3 protein-coding genes are annotated in these 2,634 nt (G+C 31.2%); 1 reads left to right on the forward strand and 2 read right to left on the reverse strand.

Annotated features, from left to right (window positions below):
* Positions 1-14 precede the first annotated feature (14 nt).
* Positions 15-527, reverse strand: coding sequence for a response regulator transcription factor (locus ACT3RM_RS17440; protein ID WP_441836289.1), 513 nt, complete (start codon positions 525-527; stop codon positions 15-17).
* Positions 528-721: 194 nt separating this feature from the next.
* Between ACT3RM_RS17440 and ACT3RM_RS17445 the strand changes: the two genes are divergently transcribed.
* Positions 722-1,558 (forward strand): OmpA family protein, encoded by an 837-nt coding sequence (locus ACT3RM_RS17445; protein WP_441836290.1) that lies wholly within the window; start codon positions 722-724, stop codon positions 1,556-1,558.
* A gap of 15 nt (positions 1,559-1,573) precedes the next feature.
* Here ACT3RM_RS17445 and ACT3RM_RS17450 read toward each other — a convergent pair.
* A partial coding sequence (locus ACT3RM_RS17450; protein ID WP_444511467.1) for an ABC transporter permease occupies positions 1,574-2,634 on the reverse strand: 1,061 nt, incomplete at its 5' end.

A 2,634-nucleotide genomic window follows, 5' to 3' on the forward strand; every position in this document is an offset into this window, starting at 1 on the left:
GGGTATTTTATTTGTCATAATTTTAATTTATTTCCTAATGAGGTACGGTTTTTTACGTCTGCCTTCGATAAAATATTTTTTAAATGAGATTTTACGGTAGTTTCAGAAATGAATTTCATTTCAGCAATTTCTTTATTCGAAAGTCCCAAAATAACGAGCTTGGCAATTTCGACTTCCCTTTTAGTTAATGATTTTATAAGCTTTTTATCATCAACCTTAAGATTTAATTTAATGCCATGGTTATCGTAGTGTTTTATTTTGTTTGTTAGTGTCACTCTATCAAACCATAAACCACCATGGTTTAAAGTTGATATCAAATTATCAATCAATGCAGCATCTCCCGGGCACCAAAAAACTCCAAGAGCCCCTTGATCCAGCATTTGAGATTCAAATTTTAAATTTTTTGATGAGTGGATAATAACTAAAGATTTATCTTTTATTATTACATTTTTTAATTTCTCACCATCAAGAACTAAATAATTTATGTTATTTTCTGATAACTTTTTTTCAAGTTGTCCTTGAGTCACTTTCTCACCCGCAGAGTAGTTTCACTATAATTTTTTATTCAAATTAACAACATTAAACTTAATAGATTATGAATCACAAAGCTTTATAGTTGTAACCCTGGATTTTTATTCATTTTAAGAAACACTTGAATTGCTGAGTTTATCAAGATAGAGTTTTTATAGGAAAGCACAACTACACAAAGGAACCCAATCTCGTGAATCGCTTCTACATGCCAGTATTAGGGCTGGTTATTTGCAGTTTCAACAGTTACTCAGCATCAACTGCCACCACTGGCAATATTAACTTTGAACAATACCTTCAAATGAATGCTAAAGTTATCGAACGCCAACATACAGAAAACTTTAAGTCACCTCTGACAGATAAAGTAACTAACGAAAAAACAAATATCGAGTTTTATTCTAATTATATAAATACACAATTTAAAAAGTATACTAAGGCAAACAATTCATTAAATGAGATTTCCGATTTATATATAAAGCAAGGTTATAAGACATTATCGAGTTGTGCAGGTTTAAAATGTGGTAATTCGTTAGAGTTAGCAAGCCGTATTGACTCAAATAATTTCTTAAGTGAAAAAGATAAACAAAAGCATACACTTTTATATAATAATTATAATTGGGTTTCATTGCACATTAGCGCTTATGAGGAAAAAAACTTTTTATCTATTCGCTTTATTAATGAAAAAAATCTTGAGCCGCCTCTACAACGCCTTTCATTTGAAAAAGATAATTATTCACTATCATCTAGTACTATAGAAAAACTAAAATCATACATTCCAGCGATAAAAAAGAGCCCTGTACCCTATTATATTATTGGTCATACCGACAACACAGGAAGTCAGCAATATAACTATACATTGGCAAAGCAAAGAGCCGACGCAATCTATAGATACCTTGTAAGTAATGGAGTCGAAAAAGATAAGTTAACTGTAGAGTCAGCGGGAGAAAAAGCACCTTTGTCTACAAATAGCACGAAGCAAGGACAGGCTGAAAATAGAAGAGTGGAGCTTATTGCGTTTACAACGATATAAGCTCCGAATTGTAGATTATCGAAACAGTACTTGTTCCTTTTTGAACCAGTTGATACAAAACATTAAGGTCATAACCGCGATTGCAACGGTTGATATTATAATTATATATACAAAATTATAATCAACCGTCCCTTTTAATAACTCTTGAATAGCTAGGGATATATTAACAATAGGAATTAATGATGTTTTAAACGTTAATTCCATATTTGGCATCATTGATATAGCTAAAGGTACAAATATAATCATAGTAAGGGGCCCCATATAATTTTGGGCCTCTTTGAATGAGCGTGCATAAATTGATATTGCTAAAACAATACTAGAAAATATACATGCTAAAGGGAGTAATAAAAACAATATAAGTAATAAATCGAACGCACCTATTACAGTAATAGCTTCAATTATTTCTTCAGAAGAAAATAAGCTTTTAGCTATAAAAATCCACAATCCCATACTAAAAACGGTAAATAGCGATGTCGCTACGGATGTTGAGAATACGGTGAGAAATTTACCTAAGACTATTTGAGTTCTTGTTATGGGTGTTAGTAATAATGTTTCAAGAGTTCCCCGCTCTTTCTCACCAGCACCTAAGTCAATTGCAGGATAACTTGCACCTGTTAATACTAATGGTATTAACAAATATGGCAATAACATCCCAAGCTTTTCACCAATACTTTCTCTTGCATCGGCCGTATCAGTTTCAACTAATATTACAGGTTCTAGGACTATATTTTTAACTTCATCATTTTTTATGCCATATAAACTAAGTTTCTCTAGTTGTTTTTTATTTTTAAACTGATCATAAAGATCAGTTAGCTTTTGGGATATATAATTGATACTTGATGCATTATTAAAAATCACTTCGACTTTTATAGTGTTTTTATTTACATCACGATATGTGTTTTCACTAATATAAACCCCCACATCAATCACTTCATCCTTTACACCTTGAATTAACTCTTCTCGATCATTAAATGTTGACTTAGTTAGAGTAAAATTTTTGTGGTAAAAAACATTTTCACTAAATTCATTCGCTTTTTCTGCACCAATAATTGCGTAATTATGTACTTCTTGGTCAC

It is taken from the genome of Pseudoalteromonas sp. AOP7-A1-14 (assembly GCF_052376275.1).
Classification (GTDB): domain Bacteria; phylum Pseudomonadota; class Gammaproteobacteria; order Enterobacterales; family Alteromonadaceae; genus Pseudoalteromonas.